This is a genomic window from Stutzerimonas stutzeri (genome assembly GCF_000590475.1).
Taxonomy (GTDB): domain Bacteria; phylum Pseudomonadota; class Gammaproteobacteria; order Pseudomonadales; family Pseudomonadaceae; genus Stutzerimonas; species Stutzerimonas stutzeri_D.
In genome coordinates this window covers 3133468-3152098 of sequence record NZ_CP007441.1, presented here as the reverse complement: position 1 = coordinate 3152098, position 18631 = coordinate 3133468, and the positions used below count along the sequence as shown (strand labels likewise).

11 protein-coding genes are annotated in these 18631 nt (G+C 63.4%); 7 read left to right on the top strand and 4 right to left on the bottom strand.

What is annotated here, in order from left to right; genetic code table 11:
• Positions 1-232: 232 nt before the first annotated feature.
• Positions 233-3127, bottom strand: coding sequence for a ribonucleoside-diphosphate reductase subunit alpha (locus CH92_RS14325; protein WP_025242456.1), 2895 nt, complete (start codon positions 3125-3127; stop codon positions 233-235).
• Positions 3128-3996: 869 nt separating this feature from the next.
• On the opposite strand from CH92_RS14325, the gene CH92_RS14320 reads away from it, so the two are divergent.
• Both CH92_RS14320 and CH92_RS14315 read left to right on the top strand, forming a co-directional pair.
• A complete protein-coding gene (locus CH92_RS14320; RefSeq protein WP_025242455.1) occupies positions 3997-4719 on the top strand; it encodes a winged helix-turn-helix domain-containing protein in 723 nt (240 codons plus the stop codon).
• On the top strand, positions 4716-6335 hold the full coding sequence (locus tag CH92_RS14315) for an ATP-binding protein (RefSeq protein WP_025242454.1): 1620 nt from the start codon (positions 4716-4718) through the stop codon (positions 6333-6335). Before CH92_RS14320 ends, CH92_RS14315 begins: the two co-directional genes overlap by 4 nt.
• Here CH92_RS14315 and CH92_RS14310 read toward each other — a convergent pair whose 3' ends face one another.
• Together CH92_RS14310 and CH92_RS14305 are read right to left on the bottom strand one after the other, a co-directional pair.
• Positions 6336-7049 carry a 4'-phosphopantetheinyl transferase family protein gene (locus tag CH92_RS14310; RefSeq protein WP_025242453.1) on the bottom strand — a complete coding sequence of 238 codons (714 nt, stop codon included), beginning with the start codon at positions 7047-7049 and terminating at the stop codon, positions 6336-6338.
• A 56-nt stretch (positions 7050-7105) separates the two neighbouring features.
• Positions 7106-8005, bottom strand: a complete 900-nt coding sequence (locus tag CH92_RS14305; protein ID WP_025242452.1) for an HTH-type transcriptional regulator ArgP — start codon at positions 8003-8005, stop codon at positions 7106-7108.
• A 124-nt stretch (positions 8006-8129) separates the two neighbouring features.
• Between CH92_RS14305 and CH92_RS14300 the strand changes: the two genes are divergently transcribed.
• Both CH92_RS14300 and CH92_RS14295 read left to right on the top strand, forming a co-directional pair.
• Positions 8130-8756, top strand: coding sequence for a trimeric intracellular cation channel family protein (locus CH92_RS14300; protein ID WP_025242451.1), 627 nt, complete (start codon positions 8130-8132; stop codon positions 8754-8756).
• Positions 8757-8881: 125 nt separating this feature from the next.
• Entirely contained in the window at positions 8882-11635 is a 2754-nt protein-coding gene (locus CH92_RS14295; protein WP_025242450.1) for a response regulator, read from the top strand.
• Between the two features lie 63 nt (positions 11636-11698).
• Here CH92_RS14295 and ggt read toward each other — a convergent pair whose 3' ends face one another.
• Positions 11699-13489: a gamma-glutamyltransferase gene (gene ggt / locus CH92_RS14290; protein WP_025242449.1), complete on the bottom strand. Its 1791-nt coding sequence runs from the start codon at positions 13487-13489 to the stop codon at positions 11699-11701.
• Between the two features lie 221 nt (positions 13490-13710).
• Between ggt and cysM the strand changes: the two genes are divergently transcribed.
• From cysM to relA, 3 genes are all read left to right on the top strand, one after another.
• Positions 13711-14613 carry a cysteine synthase CysM gene (gene cysM, locus CH92_RS14285; protein ID WP_025242448.1) on the top strand — a complete coding sequence of 301 codons (903 nt, stop codon included), beginning with the start codon at positions 13711-13713 and terminating at the stop codon, positions 14611-14613.
• A gap of 33 nt (positions 14614-14646) precedes the next feature.
• Positions 14647-16002 (top strand): 23S rRNA (uracil(1939)-C(5))-methyltransferase RlmD, encoded by a 1356-nt coding sequence (rlmD, locus tag CH92_RS14280; RefSeq protein WP_025242447.1) that lies wholly within the window; start codon positions 14647-14649, stop codon positions 16000-16002.
• Between the two features lie 99 nt (positions 16003-16101).
• On the top strand, positions 16102-18348 hold the full coding sequence (relA, locus tag CH92_RS14275; RefSeq protein ID WP_025242446.1) for a GTP diphosphokinase: 2247 nt from the start codon (positions 16102-16104) through the stop codon (positions 18346-18348).
• Positions 18349-18631: the final 283 nt, after the last annotated feature.

Genomic DNA, 18631 nt, shown 5'->3' with positions numbered 1-18631 from the left:
TGGGGAGAGGCGTGGTGCCCATCGGTGGATGCAAGAGCGGCATCCACCCTACGAGCTACGTTGTCTCGGAGTAGCGCTTATCAGCGGCAGCTCGGTGCGAGCGCGAGGCTGAGCGAGGCAGCGCTAGGCGTCTGCCAAGTCGGAGCCCTGAGCGTACAGCTGTACGTGATGGGGGCCGGCTTGGCGGACAACAACGCGCGGTCCGCTCAGATTCGTGCGTCAGCCAGGCTCCTTATTGGCAGGCTTCGCAATCCGGTTCGTCGATTGCGCACGCTTTCGGCACTGGTGCCGGGCCGGCGGCCATTTCCGGGGCTGGCGCGGCCTTGGCCGGAGCAGCACTGGCGCCGCTGTTGCCACCGCTGGACACGGCGTTGAGCTTGCCGGTATTGACGGTGGACTTCTCGGTGCTGGTCGCGGCCAGGGCACGGAGGTAGTAGGTGGTTTTCAGGCCACGGTACCAGGCCATGCGGTAGGTCACGTCCAGCTTCTTGCCGCTGGCGCCGGCGATGTAGAGGTTCAGCGACTGGGCCTGGTCGATCCACTTCTGGCGGCGGCTGGCGGCATCGACGATCCACTTGGTTTCAACTTCGAAGGCGGTCGCGTAGAGGTCTTTCAACTCCTGCGGGATGCGCTCGATCTGCTGCACGGAACCGTCGTAGTACTTGAGGTCGTTGATCATCACCGAGTCCCACAGGCCGCGCGCCTTGAGGTCGCGTACCAGGTAGGGGTTGATCACGGTGAATTCGCCCGAGAGGTTCGATTTCACGTACAGGTTCTGGTAGGTCGGCTCGATGGACTGCGACACGCCGGTGATGTTGGCGATGGTCGCGGTCGGCGCGATGGCCATGATGTTCGAGTTACGGATGCCGTTCTTGACGCGGGCGCGGACCGGGGCCCAGTCCAGGGACTCGGTCAGGTCGACGTCGATGTACTTCTGGCCACGCGCTTCGATGAGGATCTGCTGCGAGTCCAGCGGCAGGATGCCCTGGCTCCACAACGAACCCTGGAAGGTCTCGTAAGCGCCGCGCTCGTCGGCCAGGTCACAGGAGGCCTGGATGGCGAAGTAGCTGACCGCTTCCATGGACTTGTCGGCGAAGTCGATGGCGGCATCGGAGCCGTAGGGGATGTGCTGCAGGTACAGCGCGTCCTGGAAGCCCATGATGCCCAGGCCCACCGGGCGGTGCTTGAAGTTGGAGTTCTTCGCCTGCGGCACGGAGTAGTAGTTGATGTCGATGACGTTATCGAGCATCCGCACGGCGGTGCGCACGGTGCGCTCCAGCTTGGCGGTGTCCAGCTTGCCGTCGACGATGTGGCGCGGCAGGTTGATCGAGCCCAGGTTGCAGACGGCGATCTCGTCCTTGTTGGTGTTCAGCGTGATCTCGGTGCAGAGGTTGGAGCTGTGCACCACGCCGACGTGCTGCTGCGGGCTGCGCAGGTTGCACGGGTCCTTGAAGGTCAGCCATGGGTGGCCGGTTTCGAACAGCATGGAGAGCATCTTGCGCCACAGGTCTTTGGCCTGCAGGGTCTTGTAGTTCTTGATCTTGCCGTATTCGATCAGGGCTTCGTAGTACTCGTAACGCTCCTCGAAGGCCTTGCCGGTGAGGTCGTGCAGGTCGGGTACTTCGCTTGGCGAGAACAGGGTCCACTTGCCGTCGTCGAAGACGCGCTTCATGAACAGGTCCGGAATCCAGTTGGCGGTGTTCATGTCGTGGGTACGGCGACGGTCGTCACCGGTGTTCTTGCGCAGCTCGAGGAATTCCTCGATGTCCAGGTGCCAGGTTTCGAGGTACGCGCAGACCGCGCCCTTGCGCTTGCCGCCCTGGTTGACCGCGACGGCGGTGTCGTTGACCACTTTCAGGAAGGGCACGACGCCCTGGGATTTGCCGTTGGTGCCCTTGATGTAGGCGCCCAGTGCGCGCACCGGAGTCCAGTCATTGCCCAGGCCGCCGGCGAACTTGGAGAGTAGGGCGTTATCGCGGATGGCGTCGTAGATACCGCCCAGGTCGTCCGGCACGGTGGTCAGGTAGCACGAAGACAGCTGCGGACGCAAGGTGCCGGCGTTGAACAGGGTCGGCGTGGAGGCCATGTAGTCGAAGGACGACAGCAGGTTGTAGAACTCGATGGCGCGGGCTTCGCGCTGTTCTTCCTCGATGGCCAGGCCCATGGCGACGCGCATGAAGAAGATCTGCGGCAGCTCGAAACGCACGCCATCCTTATGGATGAAGTAGCGGTCATAGAGGGTCTGCAGGCCGAGGTAGGTGAACTGCTGGTCCTGCTCGTGGTTGATGGCGGCTCCCAGCTTGGCCAGGTCGTATTCCTTCAGGCGCGGGTCGAGCAGTTCGAACTGCACGCCTTTTTCCACGTAGGCGGGCAGCGCCTTGGCGTAGAGGTCGGCCATTTCGTGATGGGTGGCGGACTCGGCGACTTCCAGGAAGCTCAGGGCTTCGGCGCGCAGGGTGTCCATCAAGAGGCGAGCGGTGACGTAGGAGTAATTCGGCTCACGCTCGACCAGGGTGCGGGCGGTCATCACCAGGGCGGTGTTGACGTCGGTCTGCTCGACACCGTCGTAGAGGTTCTTCAGGGTTTCTTTCTGGATCAGCGCGCCATCGACTTCTTCGAGGCCTTCGCAGGCTTCGGTGATGATGGTGTTCAGGCGGCCCAGGTCCAGCGGCGCCATGCTGCCGTCGGCACGCTTGATGCGGATGCTCGGGTGGGCGTCGACCGGCACGTCGACCGCGCCACGCTTGCGCTCCTGACTACGGGATTCGCGATAGATCACGTAGTCGCGAGCGACTTTCTGCTCGCCGGAACGCATCAGGGCCAGTTCGACCTGGTCCTGAATTTCTTCGATATGGATGGTGCCGCCGGAGGGCATGCGGCGCTTGAAGGTGGCGGTGACCTGCTCGGTCAGGCGCGCGACGGTGTCGTGGATGCGCGACGAGGCGGAGGCGTTGTTGCCTTCCACTGCGAGAAACGCCTTGGTGATGGCGACGGTGATTTTGTCATCGGTGTAGGGGACGACTGTACCGTTGCGCTTGATCACGCGCAGCTGGCCCGGCGCAGTGGCGGCCAGGTCCAGCGTGCTGTCGACTGCCTGCGGGTTCTCGCGAATGGACTCGTTCTGCATGGGGTCTCCGGATTCTCTCTGTCTCGGTAGCTCGTTAAGTGTCAGGCCTGCCTCGTGGGGCGGCCTTGATCGGGTGTTGCTATCTCGTACTGCATGAACCATGCCCCGGCGAGCCGGTTCATGGGTATCTCAAAACTGGAAACGATCCGGCACCGGAGGTGGCGAATCGAATGTGCCGAAGCATAGTCACGCGTTGTGAAGATCACAACCTCAAAACACAACATGTAGTGTGACGCGCTTGGCGCATGCGCTACTGCTGGGCTTGAGCAAAATCAACGTTGGGCTGCGCAGATACGGGCCTGCGGCATCGATCTTCGCGCTCGGTGCGGGCGCGAGCCGGTGAAAAATCAGAGCGAATTATTTTGCTTGCTTTTTCCGGCGTTTGTGCCTGTTTGGCCTTCGACCCCCAACATATGGGGTAAAAAGCGCCTGTAGCGACACGATAGTGGCGCTTCAGACACAGCGCAAGGCGCTGTAAATGAACAACCTGTGGATAAGTTGTGCGTGAGCTGTGCGCGATCAGAGCGCAGCCCGCGCCGTTTCGGGTCTGCACGCCGTTCGGATGAAATGCATGCTCGCCAGCGCTTTTGGATGCTCGGCGACGCTTAAGGCAAAACACTATATGTGGTGTTTTGTCAAAGGCAGATTTATCGCGTTTTGCAGCCTGCGAGGCGGTGATTTGACGGAGCGGGCAAGGATGATGGCCTTTTGCTCAGCTCCGAGTCGGGCGCAGTGACGTGCCGGTCCTGCCAAACGATCGCCACCAGGCCCTTTATCAAAGCCCGGCCGCCAAGCGGAGCATGACCACCGCTGCCATATGGCTCTGCCCTGGCGCTACAATGCCGGCCGGTGTCTCGGGAGGGCGCGTGGTGGATCAAGAGTCGTGGAACATCCTGATTGTCGAAGATGACCAGCGGTTGGCTGAGTTGACCCGTGAGTATTTTGAAAGCAACGGCATGCAGGTGTCGATCGAGGCAGACGGCGCGCGGGCGGCCGAACGCATCATCAACGAGCGACCGGATCTGGTGGTACTCGATCTGATGCTGCCCGGCGAGGATGGATTGTCGATCTGCCGCAAGGTGCGTGATCGCTATGACGGGCCGATCCTGATGCTGACTGCTCGCGCCGACGACCTCGATCAGGTGCTCGGCCTGGAGACCGGTGCCGACGACTATGTCTGCAAGCCGGTGCGACCTCGGTTGTTGCTGGCGCGCATTCGGGCGTTACTGCGGCGGCGCGAAGGCGCAGAGATGCCGGCGACCACGGGCAGTAAACGCGTCCAGTACGGCCCGCTGGTCATCGACAGCGCGCTGCGCGAGGCCTGGTTGCGTGGCGAGGGCATCGAGCTGACTGGCGCGGAATTCGACCTGCTGTGGCTGCTGACCTCTAACCCCGGACGGATCATGTCTCGCGAGCAGATCTTCTCCGAATTGCGAGGCATCGAATACGACGGCCAGGATCGCTCCATTGATGTCCGTATTTCGCGAATTCGCCCCAAGATCGGCGATGACCCTGATCATCCGAGGCTGATCAAGACGGTTCGTGGCAAGGGTTACCTGTTCGTCTCCGAAGCGGCTGAAGCGCTGCAGTGAACTCGATTTTCCTGCGCATTTATGGCGGCATGCTCGCCGTACTGGTGTTGGTCGGGCTGCTGGGCGCCGGCGGCTTGCACCTGCTCAACCAGGTGCGCGCCGATCAGCATCGCGAGGCGCTTGCCAGCGGCACCTTTCGCCTGATGGCGCACAACATGAGCAGCATGACGCCCATTGAGCGACGCCAGGCGGCAAACCTCTGGGGGCGCCTGCTGGGGATACCGTTGCGGGTGCGTACCCTGGAAGACATCAGGCTGGAGAGCGGGCTGGAAACCCGACTGCTGCGCGGCCAGGTGCTGGTGGAGCAGATGCGCCCTGGCAGCGTGACGATCTTTTCCCTGGTCAGTGCCGAGGATCATCTGGCGTTGACGGGCGAGGTGGAGCAGCTCAGCGAACAGCTGGCGCGCGCGACCATTTATCTGTTGATCGACGAGCTGATTCGCTATCCCGAAGACGAACAGCCCCAGCGTTTGGCCGAACTCAAGCAGGCGCGCGGCTTCGGCTACGAGCTGCAATTGCTGACCCGCGACAGCGCCAGCCTCGACGACGATCAGCGCCGTCGGCTGGATGAAGGCGACACCGTGATGGCGCTGGTCAACGGCGGCGAGGCCATCCGGGTGTTCGCCGCGATTGCCGGAACGCCCTGGATCATGTCGCTGGGCCCGCTGCATCAGCTCAATCCCTATCCGCCCGAGCTGTTGATCTTGATCGGTGTGCTGGGCCTGTCGCTGATCGGGCTGACGGTGTATCTGCTGGTGCGCCAGCTGGAGCGGCGGCTGCGTGGCGTCGAGCGCGCCGCCACCCGTATCGCTACTGGCCAGCTGGAAACGCGTGTGCCGGACGCCGGGACCGATTCGGTGGGGCGCCTGGCCAAGGCATTCAACGGCATGGCCAGTCATCTTCAGCGCTTGCTGGCGGTGCAGCGGGAGACGGTCAGCGCGGTGGCCCATGAGCTGCGTACGCCAGTTGCGCGGTTGCGTTTCGGCCTGGAAATGGCTGGCTCAGCGCAGACGCCGGAAGCACGAACGCGATACCTGGACGACATGGATGGCGATATCGACGACCTCGACCGGCTGGTGGACGAGATGCTGGTGTACACGCGTCTGGAGCGCGGCTCGCCGGAACTCACCTTCAAAACGGTCGATCTCGGTGCGCTGGTCGATCAGGTGATCGGCGAGCTGGCGCCGCTGCGCTCGGATGTGCGCGTCGAGCGGGGGCTCTGCGTGACGGCCGATGATGGCAGCAGCCTCGTCGAGGCCGAGCCGCATTACCTGCGCCGCGCCTTGAGCAACCTGATCACTAACGCCATGCGCCATGCCGAAGCGCGGGTCCAGGTGCGTTTCCTCATCGACGCCGAGCGGGCGCAGCTGGTGGTCGACGATGACGGGCCGGGTGTGCCGGAAGAGGCTTGGGAGAAAGTGTTCGCGCCGTTCCTGCGTCTGGACGACAGCCGCACGCGCGCCTCCGGCGGGCATGGGTTGGGGCTGTCCATCGTGCGACGAATTTCCTACTGGCACGGCGGCCGTTCGCATATCGGCCATAGCGAATTGGGCGGCGCGCGCTTCAGCCTGGTCTGGCCGCGCAAACAGACGGGTTCGCGACTTCCGGCGCAGTGATCAGACCGGAATGCTGACCAGACTCAGCAGGTAATCCTCGAACAGGGCGAACTGGCCTTCCAGCTCGGTGCCGGTCTTCCATTCGTCCGAGAGGTCGTTGAGCAGGCGCAGTCGCGCACGGCCGTCAGTGTCCTGATGGATCAGCTCGGCTTCCTGGAAATAGAAGCGTGTCTTTACCAATGGATAGAGCGCCTTGAACAGGCTCTCCTTGATCGAGAAGGTCAGGGTCACGCGCAGTGCTCGCTGCGTATCGTCGAGCCCGGCGCAGGCTTCCAGCTCCCGTGGGGTGAGGATTTCAGCCGCCAGGCGGTCGGCGCGTGTGATCGGCAGACATATCTCCACATCGAGCCCCAGGCCGCGCCACTGATCGCTTCGCGCTGCAACCACGGCGGCCCAACCGGCGCCGTGGGTGATGGAGCCAACCACGTTGGCTGGCCAGATCGGCGAACGGTCCTGTGCAACCTCGGGAATCGCCGGCACGCCGGTGAGTGTGCGCAGGGCCTCGTAGGCGCAGATGCGACCGGCGAGAAACTCGGTCTGGCGCTTGCTCACCGCCCGCATGGCGGGAAGGCCCCAGCGGTCGAAATCCTCAGGGTCGAGCCGGTCGGGGTCGAAGCGTGTACTGAACAACCGCACGCCGGGGAGGGCGCGTGGCAGCGGCCAGTGATCCTGCAACGGCGAGCAGCAGACGGGATGTGGGGGGTGCTGGTTCATGGTCGCTAGTGTGCCTCAAGCGATGCTGCAAACGCAGTCCCGACGCGCTTGACTCTCTATTCGGTGGGCCGCGCAAGGATCCTGGGTGCGGCTTCGACGATCTGCCGAGAGAGGTTTTCCATCCGTGGCGATTGCACCTTCCAGGTATGCCAATACAGGGAAATATCCAGCGGCGCATCCATAGCCAGATCGACCACCGTGCCCTCAGCCAGCGCATCGTGCAGCAGCAGCTCCGGCACCATGCCATAGCCCAACCCGCAGCGGATCGCATGGAAGCGTGGCTCGGCGCCGGGTACGTAGTGGCTGGGATAGGCGCCTTCCGGAAGGCCCAGCTGACGCAGCAGGAAGGTCGAAGTGAGTTTGTCCTTGCTCGTGTACGCCACCACCGGCGCCTTGCGCGCGGCATGGCGGGTCAAACCATGGGCGAAGTACTGCTGGCGGAACGCAGCGGACGCCACCAGGCGATAGCGCATGCTGCCCAGCGGGCTTGCCGTGCAGCCGCGCATCGGTTTGGGTTCGGTGCTGATGCAGCCGATCGCCAGGCCGGTCTCCAACAGGCTGTAGGTGTGATCCTGGTCTTCGATGGTCAAGTCCAGCAGCACTCGCTCGCGAATCAGCACCTTGGCCAGCGCCGGGAAGAACCAGGTGCCGAGACTATCGGCATTGAGTGCGGCGACCACCACCAGCGGTGCATCGCTGCGCTCGGCCAGATCCGCCATCAGGTCGGCTTCGAGGAGGGAGGCGCGCTTGAGGTACTGCATCAGCCGTTGACCGATCTCGGTGGGGCGGCAGGGTCGGCTGCGCACCACCAGCGCATTACCCAGTGCGCTCTCCAGCGCGCGTACCCGCTGCGAAATCGCTGGCGGCGTCAGGTGCAGGCGCAGCGCCGCCTGTTCGAAGCTGCCAGTCTTGATGACCGCGCGAAAGGCTTCGGTCTGCTTGGGATCAAGATTCAAGCGCAGGCCCTCAGATTAAGAAAATATTCGTATAGCCTAAATTTACTTAGCCACGCCGATTTAACACGAGTGTGCCCCATAATCGCGCGCCTTTCAGCTGTCCCGCCCCACCCGGAGTCGAACCGTGACCTTGTTGCACATCATCTACCTCATCGCAATCACGGCCGAAGCCATGTCCGGCGCCATCATGGGCATGCGCCGCGGAATGGACCTGTTCGGCATCTGCATGCTGGGAACGGTTACTGCGCTGGGCGGCGGCACCGCGCGCGACGTGCTGCTGGGACACTATCCGATCGGCTGGATCGACAATCCGGAGTACCTCGGCTTCACCGTCGGTGCGGCCATCGTCACTGCCATGGTGGCGCGGCACCTGCATCATCTGCGGCAGGTGTTTCTGCTGGTCGACGGCCTGGGCCTGGTGGCCTTCACGGTAATCGGCTGCGGCGTGGCGATGAACATGGGCGTGCACCTGTCCATCGTCGTGCTGGCTGGCGTGATCACTGGCGTGTTCGGCGGGCTGCTGCGCGACATTCTCTGCAACAGGGTGCCGATGGTGCTGCGGCGTGAGCTGTATGCCACGGTGGCGTTGTTTACAGGGGTGCTCTACGTCGGCCTGCTGTGGCTGGGCGTCGACAACACCATCGCCTCGCTGGCCACGCTCTGTGCGGGCTTTCTGTTCCGCGTGCTGGCGATGACCTTTGAGTGGCAACTGCCCGGCTTCCAGGGGCGCGACATCCGCGGCCTGGATTGAGCCGCGGCAAGCCGCCCAAGCCTGGATATCGAATAGCCATTCCCCGACGGCGGACAACCCCGTCGTGCAGATTCCAGGCTGTCTAGCCGCTACACTAGCGCGCTGGCAACCAGGGGAATGGATCCGTGCTTAAAGACCTAGGAATAAAGAGTCGCGTGCTGGTGCTGATATTGCTGCCCAGCACAGCGCTGGCCGTGGCGCTTGGCGTCTACTTCACGTGGATGCAGTTGGCGGAGATGCGTCACCAGCTCGACGAGCGCGGTCAGCTGATCGCCGAGCAACTGGCGCCCCTGGCGGCGCCGGCCATGGCCCAGGGCTATGGCAAGCGGCTGCAGCGAATCCTTAATCAGGTGTTGGATCAGCCCGATGTACGTGCGGTATCCATCCTCGATATCGAACGCAACGTACAGGCCCATGCCGGGCCGAACATGATCACTCCCTCGCCGCCGACGGATCCTGAGGCGCTGACCCAGGTCAGCAGCGTCGACACCACGCGCATTCTCTTGCCAGTGCTTGGCAAGCACCTGAACCTCGCCACGGACAACCCGGACGACGACCTCCGCCCGATCGGCTGGCTGGAGCTGGAACTGTCACACCAGGGCACCTTGCTGCGCGGTTATCGCAGCCTGTTTACCAGTCTGCTGCTGATCGGCGCCGGGCTGATCATTACCGCATTGCTGGCGCTGCGCATGAGTACCGCGATCAGCAAGCCACTGCACAAGGTCAAAGTGGCGGTGGCGCAGCTCAAGGATGGCTACCTGGAAACCCGACTGCCGCCGCTCGGCAGCCATGAAATGGATGAGGTCGCGGCGGGCATCAACCGCATGGCCGAGGCGTTGCTCAGCGCGCGTGAGGAACTGCAGCAGAGCATCGATCAGGCCACGGAGGACGTGCAGCAGAACCTCGAAACCATCGAGATCCAGAACATCGAGCTGGACCTGGCGCGCAAAGAGGCGCTGGAAGCCAGCCGGATCAAATCCGAATTCCTCGCCAACATGAGCCACGAGATTCGCACCCCGCTCAACGGCATCCTCGGCTTCACCCATCTGCTGCAGAAGAGCGACCTCACGCCGCGCCAGCAGGACTATCTGTCGACCATCGAGAAATCGGCCGACAGCCTGCTGGGCATCATCAACGAGATTCTCGACTTCTCCAAGATCGAGGCGGGCAAGCTGGTACTCGACAGCATCCCGTTCAACCTGCGCGATTTGATCGAGGACACCCTGACCATCCTCGGTCCGGCGGCTCATTCCAAGCACCTGGAGCTGGTCAGCCTGGTCTATCGCGACACGCCGTTGTCGCTGGTCGGCGATCCGCTGCGGCTCAAGCAGGTGCTGACCAACCTGGTCAGCAACGCCATCAAGTTCACCAACGAAGGCACCGTGGTCGTCCGCGCCATGGTCGAGGACGAGCGCTCTGATCGCGCGCAGCTGCGCATCAGCGTGCAGGACACTGGGATCGGCCTGACCGATCAGGACCTGCGCGCCTTGTTCCAGGCCTTCAGTCAGGCGGACAACTCGTTGTCACGCCAGCCCGGCGGTACCGGGCTCGGGCTGGTGATTTCCAAACGCCTGATCGAGCAGATGGGCGGCGAGATCGGGGTCGACAGCATTCCGGAGGAGGGCTCTGAATTCTGGCTCAGCCTGAGCCTGCCCAAGGCCCGCGACGATATCGAGGATCTGCCACGGGCGGCGCTGTTGGGGCGCAAGATCGGCTTGCTCGAGCAGCATCCGCTGGCGCGTCAGGCCTTGCAACATCAGCTGGAAAGCTGCGGCCTGGACGTGTTGCCGTTCGACACCCTGGACCAGTTGCAGGAGGCGGTGGCCACGGCGCAGGCGAGTGAGACGCCGATCGAAATTGCCGTGCTCGGCGTGGCGCACCGCGAAATCGCACCGCAGCAATTGTGTCAGCGACTGTGGGAGTTCGAAGGGCTGGGCTGCAAATGCATCGTGCTTTGCCCGACCAGCGAACAGGCGCAGTATCACGAAGCGCTCCCCGAATCGCACACCCATACCCAGCTACAGAGCAAGCCGGCCTGTACCCGTAAGCTGCAGCGGGTGCTGCTCGACCTGCTGCGCCCGCCACTGACACCGCCTGAGAGCCTGGCGCTGCCCGATACGCGTCCGCCTCGCGTCCTGTGCGTCGACGACAACCCGGCCAACCTGTTACTGCTGGAAACCCTGCTGACCGACATGGGCGGCGAAGTCGAAGCAGTGAACAGTGGCCGGGAGGCGCTCGAAGCGGTCAAGCGCAAATCTTTCGACCTGGTGTTCATGGATGTACAGATGCCTGGCATGGACGGACGCCAGACGACCGAGGCGATTCGCCGTTGGGAGGGGGACAGCGGTCAGCCTCCGATGCCGATCATCGCGCTCACCGCGCATGCGCTATCCAACGAAAAGCGTTCGTTGTTGCAGAGCGGGCTGGATGATTACCTGACCAAGCCGATCAGCGAGCGGCAACTGGCACAGGTGATCTTGAAGTGGACCGGCTTGCCCTTGTCGCGCAGTTTCTTGGCCGTGCCGGTGGAAGTGCTGCTGCCGGAAAACAACCTGAAGGTGCTGGATGCGGAAGAGGGTCTGCGCCTGGCGGCGGGCAAGGCCGATCTGGCGGCGGACATGCTGAGCATGCTGCTGGCGTCGCTGGAGGACGATCGCCAGGTGATCCGAGAGGCGCGGCTGGTAAATGATCGGCAGGCAATGATCGATCGCGTGCACCGTCTGCACGGCGCCACCCGTTATTGCGGCGTTCCGCAGTTGCGGGCTGCCTGCGAGCGCAGCGAGACCCTGCTGAAACAGAACCATCCGAGCGCTGCGCAAGCATTGGATGAGCTCGACAGCGCCATCGAACGCCTGGAACACGAAGCCCGCGTAGTCTAGCGAGCGTTTCGATCCGTCAGCCGCCGCGGTCGGATTCGCGGCGGCTGATCTCGGTAGCGACCTTCACTCGCCCATTACCACGCCTTCACGACGAGGGTCGGCGCCGCCGAACCAGCCGCTGTCGGTGCGCTGGATGGCCTGCAACCCACTGGTCATCTCCACCTCGTTGACCTGATGACCACGCGCTTTCAGCGACTCCACCGTGCTGGCCGGGAAGCGTCCGGCTTCCAGTACGGTCGGGCCGTTGAAGCTGCCGAAGTTCGGCAGATCGATTGCCCGCTGTGCATCCAGCCCCCAGCCGTACATGCCCAGTAGGGTCTTCGCCGTGAAGTGGATGATTGCCGCGCCACCGGGCGAACCGACGCTGGCGAGCAACTGGTCGCCAGCGGCATTGAACACCAGGGTCGGACTCATGCTCGAGCGGGGGCGTTTGTTCGGCTCGACCCGGTTGGCGATCGGCTGCCCCTGAGCATCGCGCGGCTCGAAGGAGAAGTCGGTGAGTTCGTTGTTCAGCAGGTAACCGCCGGGCAAACCGGTACCGCCGTCGTTGAGCAGGCGTGCGCCGAAGGCCTGTTCGATGGTCGTGGTCATCGCCAGCGCATTGCCCTGATCGTCGACGATGCTGATGTGGCTGGTGCCGTATTCCGGCTGCGTGGGCTGGGAGGCGAAGGCGACGGGCATCTCGCCTGGATTACCGGGTTCGGCAGTCCCCATGCTGCGTGGCTTGATCAGTTCAGCGCGCTCCTTGAGGTATTTGGGCGCGAGCATGCTGTTCCAGGTCCGCCCGGGTACCGGCACGAAATCGGGGTCGGCGATATATTTGGCGCGGTCGGCGTAAGCCAGGCGTGACGCTTCGGTGTATTGGTGCAGAAATTCGGCTGACGGCACACCCTGGTCCAGCGCCGGTAAAGGCGAAAGGCGCTCCAGGATGCCGAGAATCTGCATCTGGGTGATGTGTCCGGACGAGGGCGGTGGGAAGCCGCAAACCTGATAACGCTTCTGCCAGAGGTTGCAAAGCGGATCGCGCTGACGCGGCTTGTAGACCTCCAGATCGCTAAGGGTCATGGCGCCCGCGTTGTAGTGTTCATTTACCTGGCGGACCAGTGCCTGGGCATTGGCGCCGCGGTAGAAGGCATCGCTGCCACCGTCGGCGATGTTACGCAGGAGCTGCGCCAGGGCCGGGTTGCGCAGAAGATGGCCCACCGGCCACGGCGACCCATCGGGCTGGTAATAGAAGGCGGCCGCCGGCGGGTTGTCGCGAAGCGCCGGATCGCTCTCGAGCAGCCCATACAATCGTGGGCTGATTTCGAAACCGTCCTCGGCGAGACGGATGGCCGGCTGCATCAGCTCCCGCCAGGGCAGTTTGCCGTACTGCTGATGGGCCTGTTCGAGCATCTTCACAGTCCCCGGGACGCCCACCGAGCGGCCGCCGATTACGGCCTGCTGGAAGTCCATCGGTTTGCCGTCAGGCTTCAGGAACAGCGTTTCGTCGACTGCCGCCGGGGCGGTTTCGCGCCCGTCCAGTGCCGTCACATTCGCGCCATCCCAATACAGCAGAAAGGCGCCGCCACCGAGCCCGCTGGACTGCGGCTCGACCAGGCTCAGCACCATCTGTACGGCGACGGCTGCATCCATCGCGCTGCCGCCGGCTTTGAGAATCCGGTAGCCCGCCTCGGTGGCCAGCGGGTTGGCGGCGGCGACGGCGAAGCGCTCCGTGGCCCAGCCCGGCTTGGCGGTGTAACCGCTGGCGCGTTCCGGTGCTGGCGGCGTCTGACTGGAGGTGTCCGGGGTGGTACAGGCGGTCAGGCTGGCAAGGAGAAACGTGAAGACCAGTGCGGCAGGTCCGACGGACATGAGGAGTTCCTTATGGGAAGACGCTGTTAGAAGTACTGCTTATAGACCTAGACCACTGACAACTATCTGCCAAGCCCGATCGTTGCGTTTCGTCAGCCGAGCCGTTGGCGCTGCCTGATTCGATTGTGGAAGATCGGCGATCAAGGCCAAGCGGTCTGCCCGTGTCCGGTCGTTGCCGGTATCATGTGCGCCTTCCAAATGCCGCTCGGTCCATCGACGCCATGACAATTCAGTACCCGACCATCGCCGATTGCGTCGGCAACACGCCCCTGGTTCGCCTGCAGCGTCTGCCCGGCGAAACCAGCAACACCATTCTGGTCAAGCTCGAAGGCAACAATCCCGCCGGCTCGGTGAAGGATCGCCCGGCGCTGTCGATGATCGCGCGCGCCGAAGCGCGCGGCGATATCAAGCCCGGCGATACCCTGATCGAGGCCACTTCCGGCAATACCGGCATCGCGCTGGCCATGGCGGCAGCCATCAAAGGCTACAAGTTCATCCTGATCATGCCTGACAACTCCAGCGCTGAACGCAAGGCAGCGATGACCGCCTACGGCGCCGAGCTGATCCTGGTGAGCAAGGACGAAGGCATGGAAGGCGCCCGGGACCTGGCCGTGAAAATGGCCGCCGAAGGCCACGGCAAGGTACTCGATCAGTTCGCCAACGGCGACAATCCCGAGGCGCATTACAGCAGCACCGGGCCCGAACTCTGGCAGCAGACCCAGGGCGGTATCACTCACTTCGTCAGCTCCATGGGTACCACCGGCACCATCATGGGTGTTTCGCGCTACCTCAAGGAGCAGAACCCGGCGATCCAGATCATCGGCCTGCAACCCATGGAAGGCGCATCGATTCCCGGCATCCGCCGCTGGCCGCAGGAGTACCTGCCGAAGATCTATCAATCCGAGCGCGTCGACCGCATCGTCGACCTGGCCCAGGAAGAAGCTGAGCAGGTGATGCGTCGCCTGGCGCGCGAGGAAGGCATCTTTTGCGGCGTGTCGTCCGGTGGCGCGGTGGCGGCGGCGCTGCGGCTGTCCAAGGAAGTCGAGAACGCGGTGATCGTCGCGATCATCTGCGACCGTGGTGACCGCTACCTGTCGACGGGCGTGTATGACGAACCCAACTGACCCGTTCATGCATATTCAAGGCGGAACCTGCTGATGGCCAAACGCGGTGGCGGCTTGCGCTTCCAGCCCAGCGGTGGAGAGAAGAAGCCGCAGATTCCGACTGGCAAGAAGCAGCAGTTGAGCGTGCAAAGGCTGGCCAATGACGGCCGCGGTATTGCCTTCGTCGACGGCCGCACCTGGTTCGTCGACGGCGCCTTGCCTGGCGAAGATATCGAGGCGCGTGTCCTGACGGCACGCAGCCAGATCGTCGAGGCGCGCAGCGAACGGGTGCTGACCGCCAGTGCGCAGCGCCGCATCGAGCCTTGTGTTCATGCGCGTGTGTGCGGTGGCTGCAACTTGCAACATCTGCCAGCGGCCGATCAGCTGGCGCTCAAGCAGCGCAGCCTCGCTGAGCAATTGTCGCGGCTGGCCGGCATTGAACCGCAGCAGTGGGCAGCGCCGCTGAGCGGTCCCGAGTTCGGTTATCGCCGGCGCGCCAGGCTGGCGGTGCGCTGGGACAACAAGGCCCGGCGGCTGGACGTGGGTTTCCGTGCCAGCGCCAGCCAGAATATCGTCGCCATTCATGAATGCCTGGTGCTGGTACAGCCCTTGCAGACGCTGTTGCCGGCGTTGCTGGCCGTGTTGCATGCGCTGGACAAGCCGCAGGCGATCGGCCATGTGGAGTTGTTCAGCGGCACCGCCGAAGCCGTGCTGGTGCGCCACACGGTCGCGCTGGCCGAAGCGGATCTGCAGCGTCTGAGAAGCTTCGCTCAGGAACAGAACGTACAGCTCTGGCTGCAGGGCGAGGGTGCGCCACAGCCGTTGGACTCCGCCTATGCCCTGGGCTACAGGTTGCCGGCGTGGGATCTGGAACTGGCCTGGCGGCCCGGCGACTTCGTCCAGGTCAACGCGCCGGTGAACGAGGCGATGGTGGCGCAGGCACTGGAGTGGCTGGCACCGGAAGCAGGCGAACGGGTGCTGGATCTGTTCTGTGGACTGGGTAACTTCGCATTGCCGCTGGCGCGTAATGGGGCGCAGGTGGTCGGGGTGGAGGGCGTCGAGGAGATGGTCGGGCGCGCCCGCACCAATGCGGAGCACAACGGGCTGAGCGGTATGCACTTTTATCAAGCGGACCTGTCGAAGCCGCTTATCGAGGCGCCGTGGGCTAAAGGCGGCTTCGCCGCGGTGCTGCTCGACCCGCCGCGTGACGGCGCGTTAGAAATGGTGCGGCAGATGACGACTTTAGGCGCAAGGCGTGTGGTCTATGTTTCATGCAACCCTGCGACGCTGGCGCGCGATGCCGCCGAGTTGATTGGCCAGGGTTATCGGCTCAAGCGGGCCGGCGTGCTGGACATGTTCCCGCAAACCGCACACGTCGAGGCCATGGCATTGTTCGAGCGACCGGCATAACAGCGGATTTTTTGACAGGCAAACGGCCTGTGGTTCAACCGACCGACTCCCAGAAAGTCGGCGTATTCGACGCAGAGACTGCGTAGGGGAAGTAGATAGATGGTCCAGGTCAGAGCGCTTCAGCCGATCAACACCGACGGCAGTATCAACCTCGATGGCTGGCTCGATCATGTGTTGGGGATGGACCCGGCACTCGACCGCGACGCACTCAAGCAAGCCTGCGAGTTCGCCCGAGCGGCCGAGCAGCAGGCCAACGCGGCACAGAATCTGTGGAGCGAAGGCACCTCCAGTTACCAGACCGGCCTCGAGATTGCCGAGATACTCGCCGACCTCAAGCTCGACCAGGACAGTCTTGTGGCCGCGGTGATCTACCGCGGTGTACGCGAGGGCAAGATTCAACTGGCGGAAGTGCATCAGAAGTTCGGCCCGGTGGTGGCCAAGCTGATCGAAGGCGTGCTGCGCATGGCTGCCATCAGCGCCAGCCTCAACCCGCGCGAATCGCTGGTGTTGGGAACCCAGACCCAGGTGGAAAACCTGCGCAAGATGCTGGTGGCCATGGTCGATGACGTTCGCGTCGCGTTGATCAAGCTGGCCGAGCGCACCTGTGCCATCCGCGCGGTAAAGAATGCCGACGATGACAAACGTCACCGCGTCGCCCGCGAAGTCTTCGATATCTATGCACCGCTGGCGCATCGCCTGGGCATCGGTCATATCAAGTGGGAGCTGGAGGACCTGTCCTTCCGCTATCTCGAGCCCGAGCAATACAAGCAGATCGCCCAGCTGCTGCATGAGCGCCGGCTGGATCGCGAGCAGTACATCCAGAACGTCGTTCAGCAACTCAAGAATGAGCTGACCGCCACTGGCATCCACCCCGAAATCGACGGGCGCGCCAAACATATCTATTCAATCTGGCGGAAGATGCAGAAGAAGGGCCTGCAGTTCAGCCAGATCTACGACGTTCGCGCCGTTCGGGTGTTGGTGCCGGAAGTCCGTGACTGCTACACCGCGCTGGGTATCGTGCACACCCTGTGGCGGCATATTCCCAAGGAGTTCGACGACTACATCGCCAACCCGAAGGAAAATGGCTACCGTTCGCTGCACACCGCCGTACTTGGCCCGGAAGGCAAGGTGCTGGAGGTGCAGATCCGTACCCAGGCCATGCACGAGGAAGCCGAACTGGGCGTCTGTGCGCACTGGCGCTACAAGGGTACGGACGTCAATTCCGGCTCCAACCACTACGAAGAGAAAATTTCCTGGTTGCGTCAGGTGCTCGAGTGGCACGAGGAACTGGGCGACATCGGCGGTCTGGCCGATCAGTTGCGCGTGGATATCGAGCCGGACCGGGTCTATGTGTTCACCCCGGACGGCCATGCCATCGACCTGCCCAAAGGCGCAACCCCGCTGGATTTCGCTTACCGCGTGCACACGGAGATCGGCCATAACTGCCGTGGCGCCAAAATTAATGGGCGCATCGTACCGCTGACCTACAGCCTGCAAACCGGCGAGCAGGTCGAAATCATCACCAGCAAGCACGGCTCGCCGAGTCGTGACTGGCTGAACCCGAACCTGGGCTATATCACTACTTCGCGCTCGAGGGCGAAGATCGTCCACTGGTTCAAGTTGCAGGCCCGTGATCAGAACGTCGCGGCCGGCAAGGCGCTGCTCGAGCGTGAGCTGGGACGCCTGGATCTACCCCCGGTGGACTTCGACAAGCTGGCCGAAAAAGCCAACCTGAAGACCGCCGAGGACATGTTCGCGGCGCTCGGTGCTGGCGATCTGCGTCTGTCCCAATTGGTCAATCATGCGCAGCAACTGGTGGAGCCGGATGGCCACGTCGCCGACCAGCTCGAACTGATTCCTCGGCGCCCCACCAGTACCCGCCCGGGCAAGCGGGGCGATGTACAGATCCAGGGCGTCGGCAACCTGCTCACGCAGATGGCCGGCTGCTGCCAGCCGCTGCCGGGCGACCCCATCGTCGGCTATATCACGCTGGGCCGTGGTGTCAGCATCCACCGCCAGGATTGCGCCTCGGTGCTGCAACTGGCCGGGCGAGAGCCGGAGCGGATCATTCAGGTCAGCTGGGGCCCGATCCCGGAGAAAACCTACCCGGTCGACATCATCATTCGTGCTTACGACCGTTCTGGCCTGCTGCGGGATGTTTCGCAGATTCTGCTCAACGAGCGGATCAACGTGCTCGCCGTCAACACTCGCTCGAACAAGGAAGACAGCACGGCGCAGATGACGCTGACTATCGAAATTCCGGGGTTGGGCGCGCTGGGTCGGTTGCTCAGCCGCATTTCGCAGCTGCCCAATATCATCGAGGCGAAGCGCCAGCGTACCTCCTGACCTGCTCCGAGCTGCTGCGCTCGATCTGGCGTTGTTGAAGCCCAACCGAAAAATGCTCATTGGCAAAAGCCAACTCCGTTTTTTCGGTTGGGCTTCGCCTAGCCAGCTCTTCGCTCGCGACGCTCGGGGCCGGACGTATGAATGAGGTGGATCGGAGGCAACAGCCAACTCCGCTTTTTCAGCAAGCTTGCGCCTTGTCTGGCCTTCGCTCGCGACGGACAGGTTGATGTACCGAGCTGCTGCGCTCGGGGCCAGACGGTCGCAGGAACAGCTCGTAACGCCG

Coding starts and splice junctions, on each gene's coding strand:
- cysM (WP_025242448.1), top strand. CDS start 13,711: ATGACAATTCAGTACCCGACCATCGCCGATTGCGTCGGCAACACGCCC.
- rlmD (WP_025242447.1), top strand. CDS start 14,647: ATGGCCAAACGCGGTGGCGGCTTGCGCTTCCAGCCCAGCGGTGGAGAG.
- CH92_RS14310 (WP_025242453.1), bottom strand. CDS start 7,049: ATGAACCAGCACCCCCCACATCCCGTCTGCTGCTCGCCGTTGCAGGAT.
- relA (WP_025242446.1), top strand. CDS start 16,102: ATGGTCCAGGTCAGAGCGCTTCAGCCGATCAACACCGACGGCAGTATC.
- CH92_RS14325 (WP_025242456.1), bottom strand. CDS start 3,127: ATGCAGAACGAGTCCATTCGCGAGAACCCGCAGGCAGTCGACAGCACG.
- ggt (WP_025242449.1), bottom strand. CDS start 13,489: ATGTCCGTCGGACCTGCCGCACTGGTCTTCACGTTTCTCCTTGCCAGC.